Origin of the sequence: Mesorhizobium sp. WSM4983 (genome assembly GCF_029625765.1) — a bacterium.
Classification (GTDB): domain Bacteria; phylum Pseudomonadota; class Alphaproteobacteria; order Rhizobiales; family Rhizobiaceae; genus Mesorhizobium.
On record NZ_JARTVM010000004.1, the window covers coordinates 324515 to 341578 of the forward strand.

Sequence of the window (17064 nt, forward strand, 5' to 3'; positions counted from 1 at the left end):
GGAAACGCAATCGGCCTGGCAGACCGCCGCCATTCTCATCGCTCGCCTGATCTTCGCCGCCGTCTTCGCGATGGCCGTGACCTTCAAGTTCATGGATATGGGCGCCACCGCCGGCTACATCGCCGCCGCCGGCTTTCCGTTCCCGCTGTTTCTCGCCTAGTGCGCGGCGATCCTTGAGGTGCTTTTGGTGATCGCCTTCCTCACCGGCGCCTTCTTCACGCCGGCGGCGCTGGTCGCGGCGCTTTATGTGATCTTCCTCGGCTTTTCATTCCACGGCCCGTCGCACTGGGCCGGCAACCAGGCCGAGTTCGGCTTCTTCGTCGACCATTTCACTTTCCTCGCCGGCCTGTTCTTCGCCGCCGTGCATGGGCCGGGCAAGTTGCTCGCCGTCCGGCAGGGTTGGCCGGGCCGGGCGTGAGGCGCCGCCACCTCACATCTGATCGTTGTAGGGTTCCTTCATCTGCCCGACCATGCGCGCCAGCTTGGAGAAGGAAGGCATGTCCGCTTCCGGCTGGCATTGGTTGGCGAGCTCGAGCAGGCGGATCGGGAAGTTAATCGCATCGCGGTTCGACGCCGAAATCGCCTCGGACCGGTCCTCGCCTGTCTCGACGGCCTCGGCCTTGCGCAGCGCGATGTCGATCTCCTCGACCGTCAGCACCCCCTTGCGCACCAGAGTATGGTTGATTGCCGCGACGGCCATCAGCAGGCCCTCGAGTTGCAGATTGGCGACGTTCATGGCGCTTCCTCCCATTGACCTCGCTTGAAAACGCATGAGCGGCGTTTCCGATCCGGGACCGCCTTAGGCCTCCATCAGGCGCACGCCGTATTCGGCCCAGAGCTGCTTGATCTCGCGGGCGCCCAGCGGCGGGGTCGAGCGATCTCCATAGGAGATGGCCACGGCGCTCAGGTCATATTGGCCGTCGGCTTCGGCGATGAAGCGGATGGCTTCGCCAAGCGGGCGCGAATGGAAGACCGGATCCGCCTGGCCTCGGCCAAGACTGCGAACGCCTGAAATACCTGCTGGCGCATGCCGCATCCGAAAGACCGATGCCATGGCGGATTTGTCCATGCCCGCTCTCCGCGATTCCTCTTGGGGAATGATTCCATAAGGTCCGGCTAATGACCAGCCCAACCGGGCACACCAACGACAACCGGGCACACCAACCCGCCGCTATGGAAAGGCCGGGCTCTGGGCCCGGCCTCCTTCCGCGGCCTGCGCTGGGGCGGCCGTCGTGCTCTAGCGGGTCCAGGGGCGAGCCCAGTCGTGGTCTGCGTCCGAGTTGCGCGCCATCGCCATGCCGATCAGCAAGCCGACGAGGCCGCCGAGAACCATGGCAGTGGAAACGGTGCCGGGATTCTGCTGAACGGTTTCGGAAACGCTCTGCGCCTGGCTTCGCAACTGCCTTGCCGCGCGTGAGGCGCGATCGCTCGCGCCGCCGTAGAATTCAGAAGCTCGGTCGGCCGCGCCGCTGTAGAGGCCGGAGGCCCGGTCGGCCGCGCTCTGGTACCACCCTTGCGTCGCACTGGCGGCTTCCTCGGCCTGATCGGCAAGCGCGCGGTTGAGCCGGCTCACCTCGCGCTTCAATTCGGCGATCTGCTTCCTCATCGCCGCTTCCGAAGCGGCTGAAGATCTGGCGCTGGTGCGCGAAGCGCTGCCGCTGCGGGCAGCGCTGCTGCGGCTCGGATTGCTCCGCTCTGTGCCGCCGCCCTGGGACGTCGAGCTGCCGTTGCGCGCGGCTGCTGCGTTCGTGTCCTTACCCTGGTTGGTTTCATCGTCTGCCATGGGTCTCTCCTTGCTGAACTCTGCAACGGCTCACGCCCGACCTTGCAACGGCTCACGTCCGCCATGGTTCCCTTCCAAGCAAAGGGGCCGTGGAGCGCAACTCCACGGCCCTCGCGCGACGAAACTGCCGCGTCTCGTTACTACTTGCCGCAATGATTATCGTTGACCGACGGCGATGCCGTGCCAGGCGACGTGTGAGTTGCATCCGGCTGGGCGCCCTGCGGCGTGGCGGGGCAATTCCGATCGGCGTTCGAATTCATGCCGTCCGTGGTGATGCTGCCCGTCGTGCCTGTATCGGGCGCCATCTGATCGGGCGACGGATTGGCAGGCGTGGTGGGGTCCACCGTGATGCTCTGGCCGCTGCCCGCCGTGTCGGCGGTACCGCCCGTTGAATTCTGAGCCATCGCAGCCGTAGCCAGACCGATGGTCAGAGCCGATGCCGCAAGAATCTTTATGAGCATGATCTTCTCCTTCTTGTGCGAGATCGTTTCTCTGTTCGGGAGTCTGTCGCGTCGCGACTAAGGGTGGAACCCCTCGGCCCGGAGGTGGTTCCGAGAAAAAATTTCTGGAACTTTCAGACCTGGGCCACAATTTATCGGTGCGCGAGCGAAAGTCGCTTCCCGGCAAGGCTGCAGACAAGCAGCTAGGAAAATTTACAACATATATACGTGACAAAGTATGACTGATTCGGTAAGAAAGCCGGGACAGGCCGGCACGTTTTTGAGAATCAACCAGAGGTGCTATAAAGCCGCAAACCAAACGGGGTGCGGCAGGGTGAAACGCGTAAATCTGATTGAGTACTTTGAATTGGCAGAAGAGCTTCACGTAGCGAAGCGTAACTTGTCCTCTGAAGGGACAGTCAAGGGCGGACTGGTTTGGGTTTCAACGTCTGGCCTATCCAAATCTCTGTATGATTTTGCCAATGACGACAACGGCTTCTCTACAAGCAAAACTGTCGCGCGAGATTTGTCGAGCACTATTGCTGGATGGATAGACGCAAATTTGATGGATGGGAGCGATTCCCCGCCGACGTTCTCGACTGATAATTTTGATAAAGACTTCCATAGCTGGCAACTAAGCGCGATACGAACAAAGATCGACACATTCAGAAGCGTCTTTGCGGCAGAATGCGCCGAGGTAGATGTTTATTCTGTCGGCCAGATTTCGCTCTACAAAACATCAGACTTGGTATCGTCAGCGTCCAAGACATTACCCGCCGAAATCAGAGCCAGCATCCCATTTGAGGCGGCTGTAGAGTTCGATGATGCGGGACGCTGCCTCGCGTTTGGCCTCCCGACCGCTTGCGGGTTTCATGCTCTTCGCGGTCTGGAGCTAGCTATCGATGGGTATCTTCGCGCGTTCGGCGTGACCAAGAAAATGAACTCCTGGAACGACTATGTTACCGCCGCCAAGGATCTTGCAGAAGGCAGTGCCGACAAAAAGCCGGCCAAAAAGGTTGTCCAGATGATTGACAGGATGCGCGACCTTGACCGCAACCCGTTGATGCACCCGCGCGACACTCTAGATGAGATCGGCGCGGACATGCTCTTTAGGTCGAGCGCGATCACGGTCTACGAGATCGTCAAGGATATGAAGGCGAATGGGCGAACCATCCTTGGTGTGGACGCGCCAGAAGGCGCTGTAATAGCCCTCAGCAAACCCAAGGAAGGGGATGCGGCGGCATGAAGCCTGATCATACCAAGACAGACGAAAAGCGCTTCAACGAGACGCTGAAGCGGATGCTGAAGACGCCGCCCAAGGCCCATGCCGATCAAACAAAAAAAGGCGGCGACAAAGCGCCGCCGCCCTCTAAACCCAAGAAAACGCGTCCTACCAAGTGACTTTTTGATAAGACCCTAGGACCGGGTAGCAGTCATTGGCGGGTTGCTCTGCGGCTTGCGCCGACACTTCCCATTCGCAATGAGGTTGGAAGGTTGCTAAAAGCAATGGGCCGCGCTTCCTGGCCTCGAACCCCTTACATGCCAATGCGACCACACGAGGTATGGGTTCTTTGTATGTCACGTAACTTTGGATTGCGCGCAAACTCCTACCCAGTTCCGCAGCTGCGGCTTGTCGAGTCAAGCAATTGCGCTCAAGGAAGAGCGTGAACTCTTCCCCCGTCATCTGCTCTTGTGCCAAATCCTCGACGTGAGTCGCGGGCATATCGATTGCGCCATCCTCCCATTCTAGGGTCTCGCCGTCTTCTCCGACGACGACCTTAGAGAAAGCATCCTCGTTTCGAATGGGGGCATACAGCTTGTACTGCATTACGAGCGGCGCAAGATCCACGATCTCCGTCCTGCCGGATCGCCCACCCTTAGCCCACTCAACTTGCACACGTGACTCTCCTATGGCGCGCACCGAACCGATGCGCGGCATAGGCCTAGCGTCAAATTCTCCCCTAATCGCGCTCATTTAATTCACTCCATTTCTGCATCAGCAGCGCCATATTCTGCGCGGCCCAAGCAATGATTTCGGAATGGCTTCCGCACGCCTTACCCCTTGTGATCTCAAGCGTTTCCAAACTCACGACATACGAACAGCAACCGCCCGCCCGAACGTGGAAATGTGGTGGCGCATGGTCGCCGGGGTAAAGCTGTATCTTGTGTGCTCCTATGCGGTGGACAGTTGGCATCCTGCCCTCCGACAACGGATAAGATAGTGCAATGGTTGCGCTGTGTGCAAGATAATTTGTGCAACCATTGCATATGCCTGATATCGATAAACGAAAAGCGTTAACACCGCGTTTGCGGTTAATTCATTGGCGTTTAGCGCTTTTTTCGCATTCTGAGAAGCGCTTTCGCCTTCTCTTTAGGCGATACCGGCTTCACCAATCCGCCGATAGGTAAGGCGCTTCCCTTCGATCTTGGCAAGCAACTGGTCGTGGCGCTCGGTGTCGGTGATCTGGAGCGCGGCGCGGCGATTATAACGGAAATCGAACTCGGCAAGGTAGCGGTGCAAATGCGCTTCGCCGCAATGCTGGTAGACGCCGACCATGCCGCGCTTGAACACGGAAAACACGTTCTCAATCGTGTTGGTGTGGACTTCGCCGCGAGCATATTCCTTCGCGGAATGCTTCACGGTGTCGTGCTTGGCGAACTCTAGGCCGGTGATCGGGTAGAGGTTGCTCTCGTCAGTGTAGAGCGTCGATTTACGGTCGGCATTGCGGACCAGGATATCACGCACCGTGGCCTTAGTAGCATGCTGGACATGGAAGGAACGGACAGAGCCGCCACGCTCGACCAATGCAACGATGGTGCGCTTCTGAGCGCCGCCGCTCTTGCCTTTCTTGAGGAAGGGACGGCCCTTACGCTGCGGGGAGACGTAGTGAACGTCGCGCTTGCCTATGTAGGTCTCATCGGCTTCGATGGTCTTGCCTTCGCCGCCAAGCGGGCCGGACGAGTTAACGTCTTCGGCCATGGCTTCGCGAATGCGGTGAGCCATAAACCAAGCGGTCTTGTATGTGACGCCAAGCATACGGTGCAGCTGGTGCGCCGACATGCCCTTCTTAGACGAAGCCATGAGGAACGTCGCCAGAAGCCACTTATTGAGCGGGATTTTGGAGCGCTCGAACACGGTGCCTACAGTGACGGTGAATTGTTCGCGGCATTCCAGGCAATTGTACAGGCCAGCACGGTGAGCCTTGCCTTCCATCTTCGTAATGCGGTCGGCGCGAGCATTGCCGCAATGCGGGCAGTTTGGGCCATGCGGCCAGCGCTGCGCCTCAAGGTGCTCGCGGGCGGCTTCGGCGTCGGTGAAGATCGGGTGAGTGAGTTGCATGGCGGCGTTCCCCTATGCCGCAAATCTATGAAATCGCCCGTACTTTGTCAAGTATATAATTAGGAAAATTTACCTAAGAGCCTTGTCAGGTGAGGGCAGCTCTGCTATGATTTTATCCATGGTGCTGATTTGCGCCAACGACCCGCCAGCCGGCGGGTTTTTTTGTGGCTCCTCACCTTGGGGGCTTCGCCAGTTGGCGAGGCGACGGGACAGCATCCTCCTGTGGCGTGCCAGCCATATCCCCCGCAAGAAGGGGATCGATGGTCCCCCTTGCGGGCGAGATGTCCGGCAGGACAGGCGGGGCGGGAACTCGACCTTTTTAGTTGAATCCAATCTGCGGAAGCTCTGCATGCCACGCTATGCCACCATCATCACCGGCGACGACGGCGCCGAAATCGTCAGCGCCATCGGCGAGTTCGCATCGTTCGGCGAGCCGCCCCGCACAAGCCGCGTCGAGGCAGTCGCGCCGGGTGTGCGCATCGGCATGGTGCGCGGCGGTCCGGTCGACGCGATCGCCGGCTTCGGCTTTCCGCGCCAGGGTCTCGATCCGTCGGCCATGAGAGCCGCCGCGGCGAAGCTGAAACGAACGGAGCCGTTTTCCGGACAAGTCGATCAGCCCTCCGCGCCGAAGGTCGCCCGCGCCAAGCCGCGCAAGAAGCCGGCGCGCAAGGCCGCCAGGGCGCGTGCGCTACGTTCCGCCGGAACGTCGGCGGCCGCTGCAGCCGCCAATGGCTGACGGCGCAGGCAAGGCGCGGCGCGCCGGCGCCCGAACCGCTGGAGCGAAGGCTGAGCCGGCCGCCGCGCCGATCGCCGGGCGCTCGAACAAGACGCTGGGCGACGATTTCGCCGCGGCGCTGCGCGCTGATTTCCGCGCCCATGGCGCCGGCGTCATCGCCGCGGTCAGGGCGGAAAAGCCCGACCAGTATCTGAAGGTCGTACTGACGATGCTGCCCAAAGAGTTCTCGCAGGGTCTCGATGCGAACCAAAACAGTCTGGGCCAGTTGAGCGATGAGGAGATCCGCAGCCGCATCCGCTGCCTCGAAGCGAGGCTGCGGCCGTTCCTCGATGATAGCGACCTATTTGGCGCTGCTCGAGGAGATGGACCGACGCCGTCAACGTAACCTTCTTGCTGCCTACAGGCCGTACCAAAGGCAGTCCGAGTTCCACGCGGCGGGGGCAAAAAACCGCGAGCGCCTGTTCATGGCCGGTAACCAGCTCGGCAAGACCAGGGCAGGGGGCGCCGAATGGGCCATGCACCTCACCGGCCGCTATCCGGACTGGTGGAGGGGCAAGGTGTTCGACACGCCCGTCCGGCTCTGGGCCGCCGGCGTCACCGGCGAGGGCACGCGCGACAATCCGCAGCGTGTGCTGGTCGGCCCGCCGCAGCGACAGGCGGAATGGGGCACCGGCATGATCCCGGCCGACGCCATTGCCGAAACGACGATGGGCCGCGGCGCCCCTGGAGCGCTGGACAGCGTCGTCGTGCGCTGGGGCGGTGGCGGTGATGTGCAGGCGGGCGAAAGCGTGCTCTCCTTCAAGTCCTACGAAAAAGGCCGCGAGAAATGGCAGGGCGAGACGCTGCACGGTGTCTGGTTCGACGAGGAGCCGCCGCTGGACATTTATTCCGAGGGTCTGACCCGCACCAATGCGACGGGCGGGATAACCATCGTGACTTTCACACCGCTGCTCGGGATGTCGGATGTGGTGCTGCGGTTTTTGTCGGCGGAGGCGGTTCAGGGCTTGGGTTCCTCGCCCCCGCAAGGCGGGGTGGCCGCGCAGCGGCCGGAGAGGGGGTCTTCGTAGGGCGACAAGCTTACGAGTAGCTTTCCGCTCTTGCATCGACAGCCGGCGCTGCCCCCGCTCCGTCGCAGCTTCCGCCGCGCCACCTCTCCCCACGTTCGTGGGGCGAGGAATTGGAGCCAAAAAATACGGATGAAATCTGATCAGGGATATTTGCTGCCCGCAAGCTGCCTGGCGCGAGCCTTAGGGTCGGTCGCTTTCCGGGTTAGCGGTTGGCACCATATCCTTTCGTCACGAGTAATTGGATTGTACCAGACATTGCATACTTTGTTCGGTGTGTCCGGGATACAAACTTTGCGTTAAAACCCCCTGAACTCGTGCATCCCGCAGGTCTGCTTGCTCGTGTCATAGGGCACGTTCGACTGGCAGGCTGAGGCGCTCGCGGCAATGGCCACGACGATTGCAATGCGGATCATGTATCTCGCCCGTTTCATCAGGAACTTCGCATTGATGAACAGTATTATCAACGACAATAGTTGGTTGGGGCAGATAATTACGACGAGACTAATATGTCCCGACACGTGACCTTCATGACCATCGAAGATGCCGGGCACTATTCGCCCGAGCAGCGCGCGGAAATTATCGCCGCCTTTCGGACATCGTGTTCGAGGTGCTGGTGCGGCGCTTCAGGCCCGCACCAGAAGAATGAGCGGCGCGGAATGGGAGCCGTGCCGATCAGTCCCGAGCATTGGCGACACCGGCCGGCAAGAATTCTGCCAATCGCGATGAACCAATTCGCGTCGCCATGCGACGCATCGGTGCAAATGAACACCCGTGTATCCATGGAGATTTTCGATGCCTGCAATCCTTCGCAATGCACTTCTTGCCGCCCTGGCCTTATCCACCCTGGGTGGATCCGCGATGGCCGGCCAGCAGATCTACGAATGCGACAACACGCCGACCAACAAGCTGTGGGCCGGCCGCTGCTGCGGGGTCGGCGACGCCAATTGCCTCGGTGGTGAAAGCCATGGCCATGACCGGGGGAATCCCGGCCGGGGCAACAATGGCGGAGGCGACAACGGCAGGGGCGATAAAGGGCCCAAGTGAAGCTGGCGCTCAGCCCGAGGCTCGCCGGTTTGCCCGACCGGCGAGCAATCGGCGCAGACTGAGGCACCGTGGTTCGGTTAGTTTCCCTGCCAGTCGCCCTTTTCCAGGCGCCTTTCCCGTCGCCTTTTTCAGGCGCCCTTTTCCAGGCGCCCTTTTCCAGGCGCCCTTTTCCAGGCGCTTGAGCCGCTGGAAGAAGCGGGCCACAATCCCCACTTATGGAGAAATCCAAGGAGGTTTGACATGGCTTCTTCCGAACGCGCGGTCCTTGCCGGCGGCTGCTTCTGGGGCATGCAGGATCTGATCCGCCGCTTGCCCGGCGTGATCTCCACCCGTGTCGGCTACAGCGGCGGCGACGTGCCGAACGCAACCTACCGCAATCACGGCACCCATGCCGAGGCGATCGAGATCGTCTTCGATCCGACCAAGACCAGTTTCCGCACGCTGCTCGAGTTCTTCTTCCAGATCCACGATCCGACGACCCGGAACCGTCAGGGCAACGATGTCGGCATGAGCTACCGCTCGGCGATCTTCTATACCAGCGACGAGCAGAAGCGGGTGGCCGAAGACACCATCGCCGATGTCGACGCCTCGGGTCTCTGGCCGGGCAAGGTCGTCACCGAGCTCGCTCCGGCCGGTGCCTTCTGGCAGGCCGAACCCGAACATCAGGATTATCTGGAGCGCTATCCCAACGGCTACACCTGCCATTTCGTCCGGCCGGGCTGGAAGCTTCCCGTCCGCGAAAAGGCCGCCGCATCATAAAAATAGGGCTGCGCAGCCCTTCATTCAGGATCCCGCCCGCCGTGCCGAAAGGCATGGCGGGCTTTCTTGCGTTTCGGGCGCAAGCCCGCACCTCGCCGGCATGCTCCGGCTGGAACAGTGGCCTTAGCCCTTGGCCCGGCGGTTCTCGTTTTCATGGCCGATCCAATGGGCTCGGATGCGGTCGCTGGCTTCAAGGTAAGCCATGTCGATGAGATAGGTCAGAAGCTTTTCGCCGTCGGCCTCAGCCTTCTGGCGAAGCTCGCGCAAGATCCCCTGCGCAAACTGCAGGTTTTCCATTTTGCTCGGCTGGTCCATCGGTGCCCCCAATGTCTGCGTGGAAGTTTGGCTGACTATACTTGTACGAATGTTGTCGGCTCGCTCGCGGCCAGGCTGCGCCCGGTTGCACCTGCGCTCGATCAATGAAGCTGTTGCACATCGCGCGAAAATGTCGATATTTTACGCCCCCAATCGGATGGCGAATATGCATGAAGACGAGGGCAGCACTCCCGACAAGCTGCAAGCCATGCTTGACGTGATTGCCAGGAGCGAGCCCGCGCGCGGGAGCGGACAGGCCGATCTCGGCAGGCTGCAGGCCGATGCCGCCAAGGCCGCCAACGTGCTGATCGAATTCTACGGCGACGCTGCCCTCGAGCGAGCCAAGCTTATCGAGCGCCGCTCGCCCCACTCGCATTTCGCGCGCATGGTGACGGCCGAGATCGGCAGGCGCGGCAGGCTTCCGCCCAGAAGCTAGCCCGGAACCCGGCCGAGAAACCGACAAAGATCGCCTCAGGACGATTTGCGCCTCCTCGATCTCTCGCCAAGTCTTTGCAGGATCTCTTCCTCGATGTTGTCCAGCAGGTAGGAAAGCATGTCGTCCTCGATCGACTGCGCGATTTCCCTGGCCTGCTCGACATGGTCGTGGATTTCGCGCAGCGAGTGATCCTCGCCCGCGGCATCCTGCGTCAGGTCGATGAACCAGCCGGGATAGAGCGCTGCCTCGCCCATGTCATCGACATAGCACTGGCCGACGGCAAGGATTTTGCGCAGCCCCATCTTTTCCGAGCGGACCTTGTAGACCTCGCGGAAACCTGACCTGCGCTCGATCGCCTTGCGGATCGCCAGCCGAACCCGCGGCCGATCGTCCCGCTCTATGCTTTGCATGCACCGCTCCAGCGGCGCGCCGTGCGAGAACTCCTCGAGCGTCAGGTCGAAATAAGCGGACAGATTCGCGTCCCCATAGATGCGGTCGCGCTTGATGTCCCAGGTCCAAAACCCGTCGATCGGTGGATACCGCATATGCAGGTTGCGGCTGCGTTGAGGCGCCAGTGTCATGAAAACCGCCCCGTTCGGTTTCAGGATTCGCCAGTACTATGTCTTAAAATCAAAAAGAAACAAAGGTGAGTTTTTGTACAAGGCAGGAAAATGATTGGGCCTGCCGCTTGCTTGCATAGCTACGCCGCATAGTTGGCATCATCCAGGAAATACGTTTCGTGAAAAATTTTCTCTGGCCGAAACAATTTTCATTTCCGTGTCGCAAATGAAGCCGGTGCTTCACGCGAGAAGGAAGCTTTCGAACTTAAACAGCATCAAAAGTTGTATTCGCCCGGACGCAACGCCTGGGCTGGACATACTGTCCATCTTGTAAGGCCGGCGCGGCAATGCTGGTGTTGCCTGAGCCGCGCCGGCCGAAGCGGCCTCCAAAAGGTTTTCGCCGCGCCGGGGATGCTAGCGGCCGCTGCCGCGCCGGCAAACCGACCGTTGGTTGAAAATGCCCGACTTCCAGAAGAAGACAAGGCCCTCGCGGTCAGCGTCCGGTCGTTTACGGGCATAGGCGCCGGCTCGCTGGACCGATGCGTCCTTGCTCTGCGACTTAAGCCTTACTGCCATTCAGCATTTAGGCTGATTTGCGATACGGCTCGCGCACGGTCTCCGGCTCGGCATCATCGGCCGCCGACTCAGCGACGGTCCTGTCATGCTCGAATTGGCTCGCCTCGGGCAGAGGATGCAACCACTGCTCGCGCCGACCGATCCACAATTCGTAGCTGGGCTCAAGCCCTTCGGTCGGTACGACATCCAGGCTGCCGATCATCACCTCGGCCTCGTCCTCGCGAACCGACGGCAAGCGGCTGCCGCAGGTTGGACAGAAGCTTCGCCCGCCATAAGTGCTGGTGATACCCGCGCTTTCGAATGCCTGGCGCGGCCATATGGCAAAGGCCTGATACGCCGATCCGCTGGTCTTGCGGCAGTCCTTGCAATGGCAAAGTCCCACCCTCAGCGGCTCGCCGGTCACCCGGAACTGGACACCGCCGCACAGGCAGCTGCCGCTACGCATGACATCGTCGAACATGGCCGTTCCTCCTGCAGCCGGGACATTGGTGTCACCATCCGGTACAATTCGCATGCTGCCTCAACTGTTCCACAGCGCGGTCGGAACGTCGCTCAACCGGGAAAGTCGAAGACCGGTTCCTCGCAGCGGTAGACGCGGCATGGACCGTCACGGGTCGGAACCGCGACCGACATCGGGACTTCCGGCCAGTCGCACTCATTGCCGAATTGGCGCACGAAACGATCATAAGTGTTGGGCCCGGTGGTCAGCACCGCGGCATGCCGGCGCTGGATCAGCGCCTGCGTCTCGCCACAAGTCATGGCGCGTGTGTCGGGCCGCGCATCGGCGGCGCCCGCAGTCCATAATATCGTGCCGGCTACAAGGGCGGTCGTCAGGTTTCATGGAGGCGCCAGCTTTCAGTGATCGCTTTTGCGGTACGAATATGGCTCGCCGCCGGAACACCGCAAGGCTTTTGAACAGCAAAACGACGCCGATGAGGATGTCTGCGCAACCGGCCTTGTCGCGGTCGGACGGACGACGAAGCGACCGTCAGCGCGACGTCGGTAAGAACCCGGTCAGGCATTCTGGCCTCCCGATCCGCCGCATTCCAGGCAGATCACACTGTGTCCCGGACAGCTCAGCCGGTGCGTTCCTTCCGGGCAGCAATGGCCGTTGGAGGCGACCCAGCGGTCGCAAATGAAAATTTTCCTGGCGCCATGGCAGCGCCGGCATTCCGCCGAGGGCATCAGATTCTCGTTTGGCGAGACGCGATGCTCCGCTTCAACGACCGCGTTCATCCATTTAGTCCCCAACGACTGGATTGTCGGTCCTGTTTTTCTCAAGACATTACATTAGCCATCCGAGATATAAAAGCCCCGGGCGGATGACGAAAGTTTCATCCCTCGACCCTTTCCCTTTGCGCTGCCGTTGCTAAAGCTCGTCCGGCAAAGGGCGCTCGAGCAGATTCCGTCGGGCGCGGGCAGGCAACGGGATTTCCTGCAATGACATGGACCGGTGCGGGAGCGCTTTTCATCCTGGTAGCCACTTATGCCGGCGTTGCCGTCGGCCGTATTCCGGGCTTCAGGCTGGATCGCGCCGGCATCGCGCTGCTCGGTGGCGCCGCCATGATCGCGATCGGCGCGATCGGCATGGAGGATGCCTACCGCGCCATCAATTTCGACACGATCACGCTTTTGCTCGGCATGATGATCGTGGTCGCGCATCTGAAAGTGTCGGGCGCGTTCCGGGCGCTCGGCGGCTTCGCTATTGAGCATGCGCACGCGCCCTTCATGCTGCTCGTCATGGTGACGCTTCTGACCGGAGTGCTTTCGGCCTTTCTGGTCAATGACGCGATCTGCCTGGTGATGGCGCCGATCGTCGTCCACGTCACCCGCGTCATCCGGCGCAACCCGGTTCCCTACCTGATCGCCACCTGCACGGCCTCCAACTGCGGCAGCGTCGCCACCATCACCGGCAACCCGCAGAACATGGTCATCGGCGCGCTCTCGGGCATTTCCTATCCGGCCTTCACGGCGGCGCTCGCGCCGGTGGCGCTGTTCGGCCTTGTCGCCGTCATCGTCATTGTCCGCATCGTCTACCGCGGCGAATTCTCTCGCCCCGCCGAGCTCAGCCCCGAGGTCTATCGCGGCCGCATGCTGCCGGGACAGGTGCTGAAGGCGACCATCGTCTGCGTGGTGCTGGCGTTCGCCTTCTTCGCTGGCGTGCCCGTCGCCAAGGCGGCGCTCATTGCCGGCGCTTTCCTGCTCGTCACCCGCGCGATCAAGCCGCACCGCATCTACCGCGAGATCGACGGCCCGCTGCTCTTCATGTTCGCCGGACTGTTCGTGGTCGTGGCGGGCGCGGAGCGCACGCTGCTCACCCCCGACATGATCGCCGCGGCGAAGAATATGGGTCTCGACGATGTTTGGCGGCTCTCCGGCTTCACCGCGGTGCTTTCCAACGTCATGAGCAATGTGCCGGCGGTGCTGGCGTTGAGGCCGTTCATCCCGGGCCTCGAAAACCCCCACCGCGCGTGGCTGGTCGTGGCGATGAGCTCGACGCTCGCCGGCAATTTCACGCTGCTCGGCTCGGTCGCCAACCTCATCGTGGCTGAGCAGGCAAGAGCGGCGGGCAAGGAGCTGTCTTTCGCAGCTTTCTTCAAGGTCGGTTTGCCGCTGACGCTGTTGACGCTGGTCTTCGGCACGGCGTGGCTGGCGCTCACTTCGTAGCCGTTGGACGCCTTTACTTTGGGTGCGATCGCGTCGGCGTAGGCGATTAAGCCGGAAAACGCCAAGCAGCTGGCGGGGAGAATAGGGCAAGGTTCTGCTGTGAGTGCGACAATGCCCCATGGAGCCTTGTTTTTGTTTTCAGGCCCGGTTAAGCCGCCGCGCAACCAACCGAAGGACGACATAAAGTGAGCGAACCGACCGTGGCCGAAGCGACCGAAAGCATCTATGCCTCGATCCGCGCGGACAACGCCGACATCGATGCGCATATCGCGACGCTCAAGGCGGCGATGGCGCGGGAAGGGCTGAAACAGGCGGTGTTCGAGCCGGCCAAGCTGGCGCACAACAACCGCGCGGGCCGCAAGCTGATGCAGGCCTATTTCCGCCAGCGCGGCGTGACCGTGACGTTTTCGAGCTAGGGGCCGCGCGCCGACCGGGCGCCGCTGTTGCGACGAGGCTCCGCAAGAGGCCTTTTTGGGGCGTCGCGGCACCGCGCGGCTGCCTAAGGGCAATCGCATATGGCGCGCCCGATGTGATTGGCTGCCGAGTTGGCTTCGCTCATGTCGGGTACGCGGCCGACCCTTGCCTGTTCAGGTCAATCGCACGCCGCCACGGTCTTCAGCGTCTGGGCGCGCGCAGGTCCGGGCAAATTCCCGATCCTTCGAACGGCGGCGTAGAACCTTGGATAGTCGCCGGAGCACAAGTCGAACAGGCGAAGAAACGCCGGAACCTGTTCGCCATAGACGGCAGTCGCGGCGAGCTTTGCGTTGTTGATCGGGCTATCGAACCAGGCGTCATAGCCCCGGTATCCGGCCCAGCGCGTATCGCGCATGCGCCGGTAGCGCATCCGCAGCCTGTCGATCGTGGCTGCTTTGGCGGCGGCCATCTGCTGTGGGCCACGCGGACTTCCATAGACTTGGCGCAACTCGTCCCGGGTTTTCGCTATCAGTCCGAGAAAATCGGCGTTGCGCTTGCGATTGGCTTCGTAGCGGCGCAATCCCGCGCGATTGCCTGTGGCGCGGAGCCATTTCCTGACGCCGGTGGTTTCGACCGAGACCGCGAAAGCCTCGTTGAACGCGGAGTCGCCGTTCACATAGATTTTCTGATGCGCCAGCTCATGGAAGATCAGGCTTGCGAGATAGGTGTCGTCCTGGCGCAGCATGGTGCTGAGCAGCGGATCGCTGAACCATCCGAGCGTGGAATATGCGGTGACGCCCGAGACGTAGACGTCCAGCCCCTGCCGCTGCAGTTCGGCAGCGCTCTCTGCCGCCGATTTCCGGGAAAAGTAACCCCGGTACGGAACGCAGCCGAAGACCGGAAAGCACCATGTTACGGGCGTGAGCGAGAATTGCGGCGCGGCAAAAACCGCCAAGGTCACAGCGTCCCGGCCGATGTCGACATAGCTGCGGTAGCTGCTGTTTTCGGGCAGCGCCAGTTCATCCGTGGCAAAGCGGCGTATGGCGCTCGCCGACGTCAGCTTGACGCGCAATGCCTCCGGCGTTGCGGGGTCGCGGATCAGCTTGCCGACATTCTTGCGCGCCGCCATGATCTCAACATGGCCCTCCAGCGACTGCGCGTAATAGGAAATGCTGGTGCACCCGGCCACGCCGGCCGCCAGGACCGCCGCGGCAAGCAATCGAAAAACGCGCCTCACAGCCTGCCCACCGCCTGTTCATCTCCCCGTGAAGCAAGTGTCCCCATTTGACCGCGAGTCTCAAACAGGCCCGCCGATCTTCGTCAAGACCTGGTGGGACGTCACGGGTCGGACTTTGGCAGGATCGGCAACGCCTCAGAGCTGACATCGGTGCTGACCAGGTCCATGCCGCTCACGAGATGCAACGCATCAATCGTCGGCGGCATTCAAGCTTGGAGCACGATGCAGGTATCGAGTCCTGATGCGAAGATGCCAGCCCTTGGCCTCGCCACGACGACAGATAGGGCGTATATTTGAAGACCGCTGGCTCGGACCTGACACGCCGGCGAATTGAGAGCGGGAGACGTCGCTTCAACTAGGGCGCACTTCCAACTCGGGGGGTGTTCCACGCGCTCTCATCATTGCCCGCCGCGTCCGGCTTCTGCGCGCGATCGCGGTCGCTATTCGCATTTACTCACTGAAGGAGAACTGAGCTTTTCACTGGAGGAGAAGTGATCATGCATTACCTTCCCAGACGTGAATTCATGGTTCGAGGAGGGGCAACCCTCGTGGCGCTGGCGTCCTTTCAATCGCGGATTGCCTATGCTTTTCCAACCCGGGCCGGCGAGGAAGTCATCAAATGGCTCGATCAGTTGCCGCCAAACCCGGTTCCGCAAGTCATCAAAAATCAGTTGGTGTGGGAGGATCTCGATTCCTGGGTGACGCCCAACGACAAGTTCTTCTCAATCGCGCATTTCGACCGGCCGGTCATCGACGAAAGCACGTGGAAGCTCGAAATTGGCGGCTCCGTCAAAAAGCCGACAGACCTGACGCTCGCTGACATCAAGGCTCGAACGCGCCAGGAAGTCACGTTCACGGTCGAATGTTCGGGCAATACTGGCCTCCCGTTCTTCAATGGCGGGATTGGCAATGCTCGCTGGGCGGGCACGCCGCTCGCCACGATCCTTATGGAGGTCGGCGTCCTCGACAGTGGCATCGAGGTTGTCTTCTGGGGCACCGATAAAGGTGAAATCAAGCGAGCCGACGACGTCAAGTTCACGCAGAACTTTGCGCGCAGCATGTCGCTCGCCGACGCCTTGGACCCCAAAAATATCCTCTGCTACGAGATGAACGGCACTGCCTTGCCTGCCGATAACGGGTTCCCGCTGCGGCTGATAGCGCCGGGCTGGTACGGGATCGCGAACGTCAAGTGGCTCAAGCGTATCGAAGTCAGGGACCAACGCTTCGTGAACCAGTTCATGGGACGCGATTATGTCACGCTGCGCGAGGAGGAGCACAACGGCGAGACGGTATGGATGGAAACCTCTGTCGGGCGGGCGCGTCTGAAGTCTGCGCCGGCCCGGGTCACTCATATCGGCAATGATTACAGGATCGTCGGAGCGGCCTGGGGCGCGCCGATCGAGCGGGTCGAGGTGAAAATCGATGACGGCCCATGGATGCCGGCGACCATCGATGAAACCGAAAAGGCGGACTTCGCTTGGAAGATATGGTCCGTCGACTGGCCCAAGCCCTCCGCCGGGGAGCACACAGTCACCTCGCGCGCCGTTAGTACCGGAGGGCAGGTCCAACCCGCAATGGACGATCCCGTCATCGCCAAGAAGCACACTTACTGGGAAAGCAACGGTCAGGTGACGCGACGCATCGCCATTCACTGATCGGCGGAAGCCTATCAAACCTCTCACATCGATGT

General features: G+C 61.3%; 24 protein-coding genes and 1 pseudogene. 12 read left to right on the forward strand and 13 right to left on the reverse strand.

Annotation, left to right across the window (positions count from 1 at the left end):
* Nucleotides 1–70: 70 nt before the first annotated feature.
* A pseudogene (locus P9254_RS15630) lies at nt 71–418 on the forward strand (DoxX family protein).
* A 12-nt stretch (nt 419–430) separates the two neighbouring features.
* Here P9254_RS15630 and P9254_RS15635 read toward each other — a convergent pair.
* The 4 genes from P9254_RS15635 to P9254_RS15650 all read right to left on the reverse strand — a co-directional run bounded on the left by P9254_RS15635 (nt 431) and on the right by P9254_RS15650 (nt 2244).
* Complete coding sequence (locus P9254_RS15635) at nt 431–736, reverse strand: hypothetical protein (protein ID WP_066999393.1); 306 nt, start codon at nt 734–736, stop codon at nt 431–433.
* 63 nt (nt 737–799) lie between these two features.
* Nucleotides 800–1069: a hypothetical protein gene (locus P9254_RS15640; RefSeq protein WP_095778279.1), complete on the reverse strand. Its 270-nt coding sequence runs from the start codon at nt 1067–1069 to the stop codon at nt 800–802.
* A gap of 168 nt (nt 1070–1237) precedes the next feature.
* Nucleotides 1238–1783, reverse strand: a complete 546-nt coding sequence (locus P9254_RS15645) for a hypothetical protein (protein ID WP_095802599.1) — start codon at nt 1781–1783, stop codon at nt 1238–1240.
* Nucleotides 1784–1923: 140 nt separating this feature from the next.
* Complete coding sequence (locus P9254_RS15650; protein ID WP_278056102.1) at nt 1924–2244, reverse strand: hypothetical protein; 321 nt, start codon at nt 2242–2244, stop codon at nt 1924–1926.
* Nucleotides 2245–2461: 217 nt separating this feature from the next.
* Here P9254_RS15650 and P9254_RS15655 point away from each other — a divergent pair, with 217 nt between their 5' ends.
* Nucleotides 2462–3469 (forward strand): hypothetical protein, encoded by a 1008-nt coding sequence (locus P9254_RS15655; RefSeq protein ID WP_278103888.1) that lies wholly within the window; start codon nt 2462–2464, stop codon nt 3467–3469.
* Nucleotides 3466–3624 carry a hypothetical protein gene (locus tag P9254_RS15660; RefSeq protein WP_278056879.1) on the forward strand — a complete coding sequence of 53 codons (159 nt, stop codon included), beginning with the start codon at nt 3466–3468 and terminating at the stop codon, nt 3622–3624. Before P9254_RS15655 ends, P9254_RS15660 begins: the two co-directional genes overlap by 4 nt.
* On the opposite strand, the gene P9254_RS15665 is transcribed toward P9254_RS15660, so the two are convergent.
* From P9254_RS15665 to P9254_RS15670, 3 genes are all read right to left on the reverse strand, one after another.
* A complete protein-coding gene (locus P9254_RS15665; protein WP_336619654.1) occupies nt 3614–4072 on the reverse strand; it encodes a hypothetical protein in 459 nt (152 codons plus the stop codon). The genes P9254_RS15660 and P9254_RS15665 overlap by 11 nt on opposite strands.
* Before the next feature lie 112 nt (nt 4073–4184).
* Complete coding sequence (locus tag P9254_RS29085) at nt 4185–4418, reverse strand: DUF4160 domain-containing protein (protein ID WP_442920318.1); 234 nt, start codon at nt 4416–4418, stop codon at nt 4185–4187.
* A 176-nt stretch (nt 4419–4594) separates the two neighbouring features.
* Nucleotides 4595–5563, reverse strand: coding sequence for an IS1595 family transposase (locus tag P9254_RS15670; RefSeq protein WP_278056880.1), 969 nt, complete (start codon nt 5561–5563; stop codon nt 4595–4597).
* Between the two features lie 349 nt (nt 5564–5912).
* Between P9254_RS15670 and P9254_RS15675 the strand changes: the two genes are divergently transcribed.
* The 3 genes from P9254_RS15675 to P9254_RS15685 all read left to right on the forward strand — a co-directional run bounded on the left by P9254_RS15675 (nt 5913) and on the right by P9254_RS15685 (nt 7366).
* Complete coding sequence (locus tag P9254_RS15675) at nt 5913–6299, forward strand: hypothetical protein (protein ID WP_278056881.1); 387 nt, start codon at nt 5913–5915, stop codon at nt 6297–6299.
* Nucleotides 6292–6684: a hypothetical protein gene (locus P9254_RS15680; RefSeq protein ID WP_278056882.1), complete on the forward strand. Its 393-nt coding sequence runs from the start codon at nt 6292–6294 to the stop codon at nt 6682–6684. The genes P9254_RS15675 and P9254_RS15680 overlap by 8 nt, the downstream gene beginning before the upstream one ends.
* A 79-nt stretch (nt 6685–6763) precedes the next feature.
* A complete protein-coding gene (locus P9254_RS15685; protein ID WP_278103889.1) occupies nt 6764–7366 on the forward strand; it encodes a terminase large subunit domain-containing protein in 603 nt (200 codons plus the stop codon).
* Between the two features lie 296 nt (nt 7367–7662).
* Here the strand turns inward: P9254_RS15685 and P9254_RS15690 are convergent, their stop codons facing one another.
* On the reverse strand, nt 7663–7797 hold the full coding sequence (locus P9254_RS15690) for a hypothetical protein (protein ID WP_278056884.1): 135 nt from the start codon (nt 7795–7797) through the stop codon (nt 7663–7665).
* A gap of 361 nt (nt 7798–8158) precedes the next feature.
* Here P9254_RS15690 and P9254_RS15695 point away from each other — a divergent pair, with 361 nt between their 5' ends.
* Both P9254_RS15695 and msrA read left to right on the forward strand, forming a co-directional pair.
* The gene (locus tag P9254_RS15695) at nt 8159–8410 is read left to right on the forward strand and encodes a hypothetical protein (RefSeq protein WP_278056885.1); all 252 of its coding nucleotides are present in this window, start codon (nt 8159–8161) and stop codon (nt 8408–8410) included.
* Nucleotides 8411–8650: 240 nt separating this feature from the next.
* Nucleotides 8651–9169 carry a peptide-methionine (S)-S-oxide reductase MsrA gene (gene msrA, locus P9254_RS15700; protein ID WP_067325167.1) on the forward strand — a complete coding sequence of 173 codons (519 nt, stop codon included), beginning with the start codon at nt 8651–8653 and terminating at the stop codon, nt 9167–9169.
* 123 nt (nt 9170–9292) lie between these two features.
* Here msrA and P9254_RS15705 read toward each other — a convergent pair whose 3' ends face one another.
* Nucleotides 9293–9484 carry a hypothetical protein gene (locus P9254_RS15705; protein WP_067325165.1) on the reverse strand — a complete coding sequence of 64 codons (192 nt, stop codon included), beginning with the start codon at nt 9482–9484 and terminating at the stop codon, nt 9293–9295.
* Between the two features lie 166 nt (nt 9485–9650).
* Between P9254_RS15705 and P9254_RS15710 the strand changes: the two genes are divergently transcribed.
* Nucleotides 9651–9920: a hypothetical protein gene (locus P9254_RS15710; protein ID WP_127246804.1), complete on the forward strand. Its 270-nt coding sequence runs from the start codon at nt 9651–9653 to the stop codon at nt 9918–9920.
* A 35-nt stretch (nt 9921–9955) separates the two neighbouring features.
* Here P9254_RS15710 and P9254_RS15715 read toward each other — a convergent pair whose 3' ends face one another.
* The 3 genes from P9254_RS15715 to P9254_RS15725 all read right to left on the reverse strand — a co-directional run bounded on the left by P9254_RS15715 (nt 9956) and on the right by P9254_RS15725 (nt 11815).
* Nucleotides 9956–10501 (reverse strand): hypothetical protein, encoded by a 546-nt coding sequence (locus P9254_RS15715; RefSeq protein ID WP_095824462.1) that lies wholly within the window; start codon nt 10499–10501, stop codon nt 9956–9958.
* A 562-nt stretch (nt 10502–11063) separates the two neighbouring features.
* On the reverse strand, nt 11064–11516 hold the full coding sequence (locus P9254_RS15720; protein ID WP_067325159.1) for a GFA family protein: 453 nt from the start codon (nt 11514–11516) through the stop codon (nt 11064–11066).
* Between the two features lie 92 nt (nt 11517–11608).
* Entirely contained in the window at nt 11609–11815 is a 207-nt protein-coding gene (locus tag P9254_RS15725) for a hypothetical protein (RefSeq protein ID WP_442920319.1), read from the reverse strand.
* A gap of 681 nt (nt 11816–12496) precedes the next feature.
* Here P9254_RS15725 and P9254_RS15730 point away from each other — a divergent pair.
* Both P9254_RS15730 and P9254_RS15735 read left to right on the forward strand, forming a co-directional pair.
* Nucleotides 12497–13723, forward strand: coding sequence for an anion transporter (locus P9254_RS15730; RefSeq protein ID WP_067325157.1), 1227 nt, complete (start codon nt 12497–12499; stop codon nt 13721–13723).
* A gap of 185 nt (nt 13724–13908) precedes the next feature.
* A complete protein-coding gene (locus tag P9254_RS15735) occupies nt 13909–14139 on the forward strand; it encodes a hypothetical protein (protein WP_067325155.1) in 231 nt (76 codons plus the stop codon).
* Nucleotides 14140–14315: 176 nt separating this feature from the next.
* Here P9254_RS15735 and P9254_RS15740 read toward each other — a convergent pair whose 3' ends face one another.
* A complete protein-coding gene (locus P9254_RS15740) occupies nt 14316–15374 on the reverse strand; it encodes an aminopeptidase (RefSeq protein WP_067325154.1) in 1059 nt (352 codons plus the stop codon).
* 497 nt (nt 15375–15871) lie between these two features.
* Here P9254_RS15740 and P9254_RS15745 point away from each other — a divergent pair, with 497 nt between their 5' ends.
* Nucleotides 15872–17029 carry a sulfite oxidase gene (locus tag P9254_RS15745; RefSeq protein ID WP_067325152.1) on the forward strand — a complete coding sequence of 386 codons (1158 nt, stop codon included), beginning with the start codon at nt 15872–15874 and terminating at the stop codon, nt 17027–17029.
* The last annotated feature ends 35 nt before the right edge of the window (nt 17030–17064 follow it).